General features: G+C 71.7%; 4 protein-coding genes. 1 reads left to right on the plus strand and 3 read right to left on the minus strand.

Annotated elements, in window-relative coordinates:
- Nucleotides 1-332: 332 nt before the first annotated feature.
- Nucleotides 333-536, plus strand: coding sequence for a cold-shock protein (locus E1287_RS42175; RefSeq protein WP_131971577.1), 204 nt, complete (start codon nt 333-335; stop codon nt 534-536).
- Nucleotides 537-626: 90 nt separating this feature from the next.
- On the opposite strand, the gene E1287_RS42180 is transcribed toward E1287_RS42175, so the two are convergent.
- The 3 genes from E1287_RS42180 to E1287_RS42190 all read right to left on the minus strand — a co-directional run bounded on the left by E1287_RS42180 (nt 627) and on the right by E1287_RS42190 (nt 4,436).
- Nucleotides 627-1,466 (minus strand): glutamate ABC transporter substrate-binding protein, encoded by an 840-nt coding sequence (locus E1287_RS42180; protein WP_131971579.1) that lies wholly within the window; start codon nt 1,464-1,466, stop codon nt 627-629.
- A gap of 73 nt (nt 1,467-1,539) precedes the next feature.
- Nucleotides 1,540-3,045, minus strand: coding sequence for a hypothetical protein (locus E1287_RS42185; protein WP_131971581.1), 1,506 nt, complete (start codon nt 3,043-3,045; stop codon nt 1,540-1,542).
- Nucleotides 3,046-3,047: 2 nt separating this feature from the next.
- The gene (locus E1287_RS42190; RefSeq protein ID WP_131971583.1) at nt 3,048-4,436 is read right to left on the minus strand and encodes a vWA domain-containing protein; all 1,389 of its coding nucleotides are present in this window, start codon (nt 4,434-4,436) and stop codon (nt 3,048-3,050) included.
- Nucleotides 4,437-4,460: the final 24 nt, after the last annotated feature.

Consider the following 4,460-nt stretch of genomic DNA (forward strand, 5'->3'; position numbering starts at 1 on the left):
GGTTTGAAGGGGCTGGTGGGGAGATGTCGCCGCCTGGCGGGTCCGGAGCGCTTCATTACCGCATTATGCGCCCAACGGGCCTGTGCAGGGAACTCTCCCGCGCCCGACGGGAATTTCACAGCCGCACCGGACGGAGGGTCCCCGGGGGCCTTGTTCGACCCCCCGATTCGTGTGGTACTGTGCGAGTAGTTGCGGTTCCCATAGACATGTTCGTGCGCCTGTTGGATCTGAACCTCAGGCGCATTTTTGTTGTTCTGGATCTTCCGGATGGGCCATCGCGGCGTTCTCGGCCGCACAAGGTGTGCGGTCGTGACCGACCAGAGGAGATGACCATGGCCACCGGCACGGTCAAGTGGTTCAACGCCGAAAAGGGCTTCGGCTTCATCGAGCAGGACGGCGGCGGCGCCGACGTCTTCGCCCACTACACCAACATCGCGGCCCAGGGCTTTCGCGAGCTCCAGGAGGGCCAGAAGGTGACGTTCGACGTCACCCAGGGCCAGAAGGGCCTCCAGGCGGAGAACATCGTTCCCGCCTGACCCTGAGCAAGCCGCGCGGCGGGCGTCCCCTTCGGGGGGCGCCCGCCGCTGTGCGTTCCGGGCGCGTCCGCCGTGCGCGTCGGCCGGGGGTCAGGTGCAGCCCTCGAACTCCGGGACGCTGGTGCCGACGGCGAAGTCCACCGACCCGAACCACTCGGTGAGCAGGGTCTTCGCGGCGCCGTTCTGGTACATCTCGGTCAGGTACCGGTTGACGGCCTGGCAGCCCGCCACGTCCCCCTTCTTGAGGCCGACCCCGTACTTCTCGTTGGTGAACGGGGCCTTGACCATCGTGGTGCCCGAGCCGTTCGCCGCCGCGAAGCCGGCGAGGATCAGGTCGTCGGTGGACACGGCGTCCATGCGGCCCTCCTTGAGCGCGGTGACGCACTCGCTGTAGGTGCTCGCGGGGACGAGCGTCGCGTCCACCTTCCGCTCCTCCGTCACCCGCCGCCACGAGTTCGACCCGGCGGCCTTGCAGAGCCGCTTGCCCCGCAGATCGCTCACGTTCCTGATCGACCCGTTGCCCGCGCGGACGAGGATGTCCTGGTGCGCGACGTAGTACGGGCCGCCGAAGGTGACCTTCTCCTTGCGCTCCGGGGTGATCGAGTAGGTGGCGAACACCATGTCGACGACGCCGTCGTCCAGGGCCTCCTCCCGCTCGTTCGAGGTCAGCCCGACGAACGTGAGGTCCTTCGGCTCGACGCCGAGCCGGCCCGCGACATACGTGGCGACGTCGACGTCGAAGCCCTTGAACGTGCCGTCCCACATCCGCAGCCCCAGCCGCGGCTGATCGGACTTGACCCCGATCCGCAGGCTCTTCTTGCCGATGATCGACGCGGCGGCGTCGCCGCCGCCGGCGCGGTAGGCGGCCAGCGCCACGCCGACGAGCAGGACGGCCACGATCACGATCACGGCGTTCCGCAGTGCGCGCACGGTCGGCTCCCTCCATTCGCGATGCTGCGCCCGTTCACGATGCTGCGCCCGTTCACGATGACGCGCGGGCCCATCAGCGGTACTCCACCAGCCGCGGCCACACGCCGCCCACCACCAGCGCGCCGATGACCAGGGCGGACGCCGGCAGCAGCCAGGCCCAGGGCGCCAGCGCGCCCTCCCCGTCCCGCACCATGCGGTCGACGACGAGCTGATGGCGGACGACCCGCGCGTCGAGCCCGGCGTCGTGCTGCCGGAAGGCGGGGTGGGACAGGAAATGCCAGCGCGGGTCGACGTGCGCCCTGGCGGCGTCGTCGAGCTTGCCGGCGCGGGCGAGTTCGCGGATTCGGCGGTCGTTCTGCTGGTAGGCGCGGTAGCGCGTCAGCAGCGTGTCGACGGGCGCCTGCTGCCCGCGGCCCGCGGCCTCGGTCGCCTCGACGCCGTAGTAGCCGCCGAAGGACACCGGATGCGAGCCGCCGCCGTAGCGTGCGATCCGCGCGTCCAGCATGGCGTAGTAGGACTCCAGGTCGCGCGCCTCACGGATGTAGAGCATGGCCTGCGACTTCTCGAAATAGGTCTGGTCGTAGCGGTCGGCGTCGGCCGGGTCGAGCAGGGCGCGGATGCGGTCGGCGTTCAGGCTCTTGCCGGTCGCCCGCGTTCTCGACAGCCGGAGGACGGGGTCGAAGCCGTCCTCCTTGGCCATCTGCACGTAGTCGGCCTCGGTCGCCAGCAGGGACGCCGCCGCCACGGTCAGGGCGGTCGTGCCCAGGGCGGCGGCGACCAGGAACAGGCTGATCACCCGCCGGAAGCGCCTGGCGAGGTAGACCTGCAGGCCGGCGAGCGCGACGAGCACCGCCAGGCCGAGCACCAGCACCCAGATCCGGCCGGACTTCATCCGGGAGAGCGGGTCGCCGTAGGACGCCTCCACGTCCGCCGCACCGGCCAGGGTGAGGTTGTTGGCCTTGGGCAGCAGGTCTTCGGTCATGATCTTGGTCGCGGCGCGGTACTCCACGGCCGCGTCCTCGGGGAGGCGGCCGAACGCGTGGTCGGCGCCGCGGCCCCGCTCCATCGCCGTCTGCACGCGCTGGTCGTACAGGTGCAGGCCGTCCAGGACGGACTGGACGGTCCGCAGCCGCACCGGGTCGTCCTCGGCGAGGCGCGCGGCCTGCAGCGCCGCACGCTGGGCGTCCTCGCGGCGGATGTCGTAGAAGTAGCGCGGCAGGCTCCGCGCGCAGGACGGGCCACCGTCCTCCAGCCCCCACCCACCACCATTCAAACGACGAGCTTCGCTCGGCTCATCGTCCATGTCGACGTCGCAGAGCCACGCGTCCTCCGCGCCGGTCAGCAGGACGTTGGTGACCTGGGCGTCCATGTCGCTGAGCGCGAGGTAGACGTCGTTGGTGGCGACCACCATCGGCCCTTCGTCGTGGCCGATGGCGCGCAGGGCCGCCCGGGCGTCCAACAGCGCGACGCCGGTGACGGTGAACAGCACGATGATCGCCAGCAGGACGACGGCCGTCAGCGCCTGGACGCGGCGCGGGACGCTGTGCAGCCGGAACAGCCGGAACAGTCTGCCGGTCACGCTCAGCCCTCGCCCTCGTCGTCAGGCTTGGCTTCGGGCTCGCGCTCGGCCCCGGGCTCGGCCTCACGCTCATCCGGTGGTCGGGTTGTCGATTCGCTCGACTCGGTGTCGAGGGCGATGAGGTCGGCGGCCTCGACGTCCTGCCTCGGCCGGACCTCGCCGGTCTCCCGGGCGACGACCCTGTCGAGCCGCCGGGACGTGCCCGTGTCGCCGGTCCGCTCCGCCAGCTCGTGCGCCTGCCGGAGCTTGCTGCTCGCGGTCTTGTCGTCGCCCTTCTTGTACGCGGCCAGCCCCTCGCTGACGGAGTCGGCGATCTCCTCCTGCCTGGAGTAGTGCTCGACGGACGGGTGCCGTCCGGTCGACTGCGCCTTGTCGTCCGTCCATTCGGCCAGGACCATGGCCTCGGCGAGGCACTCGTCCGGCGCGCCGCCGGGGCCCGGCACCACCACCGACACCCGTGCCGCCTGCATCCGCTGGTACGGCTGCCCGACGGGAACCGTGACGCACAGGTGGTAATCGCGCTTCTCCGTCCCCCAGATGCCGGTCGGGTAGTCGCCCGTCGCCGGGCCCTCCGCGTGCGGGTCCACCTCGATCCGCTTGCCGGTCAGGTCGCGGCGCGCCGGGTACACCTGCTTGAGGAACCGCAGCGCGACCTTGTCGGGCGTCCAGACCCGCAGCGCGACGTCGGCGACCGCCTTCCCCATCGCCCGCCCGATCATCTCGGTGAAGTCGGCCGTGAGGTGCCGCGGATCGGCCACCACCGCGAACCGGCCCAGCAGCCGGGTGGCCACCTCGCGCAGCTCGGCCGGGTCCCAGTCGTCGCCGACGCCGCGGCAGTCGCAGACGAAACGGCCCGCGCAGCCGGTCAGCGCCGCGTCCAGCTCCGCCGGGGTCTCGTGCTCGTTCCGGCCGTCGGTCAGCAGGACGGCGTGCCGGATGCCGTGCCGGGAGCCGTCGAACAGCTCGGCGGCAAGCCGCAGCCACCGGCCGATCCGGGTGCCGCCCGCGGCCGTCAGCGCGGAGATGGCGATCTTGGCGTCGTCCTTGCAGCGGTCGGTCGCGGGAGCCAGCAGCACGTTGCGCGGGTAGACCATGCGGGCGTCGCGGGCCCCGGCGACGATGGCGAAGTCGACGTCCTCGCGCAGCGCGTCCACCGCCGCCTTCGCCGCCTGCTGCGCCTCGACCAGCCGCTCGCCCGCCATGGACGCCGAGGTGTCGACGATGATGACCTCCGCCGCCGAGGACGGCCGGGGCGCGGACGACGCGGGCGCGGGCAGGGGTGGCCGGCCGGTCCGGGCCGCGACCCGCACGATGGCGTGGACCTGCGTGCCGTCCGCCGGGAGGTAGGGGTTCTGGTGGATCTCGACCGCGAAGTCGGGGCGGTCACTCATCGATCACCTTCCTGGGGGCCGGGG

This window comes from Actinomadura sp. KC06, from assembly GCF_004348735.1.
Classification (GTDB): Bacteria; Actinomycetota; Actinomycetes; order Streptosporangiales; family Streptosporangiaceae; genus Spirillospora.

Excerpts from the sequence above, each read along its gene's own strand:
- E1287_RS42175 (WP_131971577.1), top strand. The coding sequence starts at position 333 with ATGGCCACCGGCACGGTCAAGTGGTTCAACGCCGAAAAGGGCTTCGGC.
- E1287_RS42190 (WP_131971583.1), bottom strand. The coding sequence starts at position 4,436 with ATGAGTGACCGCCCCGACTTCGCGGTCGAGATCCACCAGAACCCCTAC.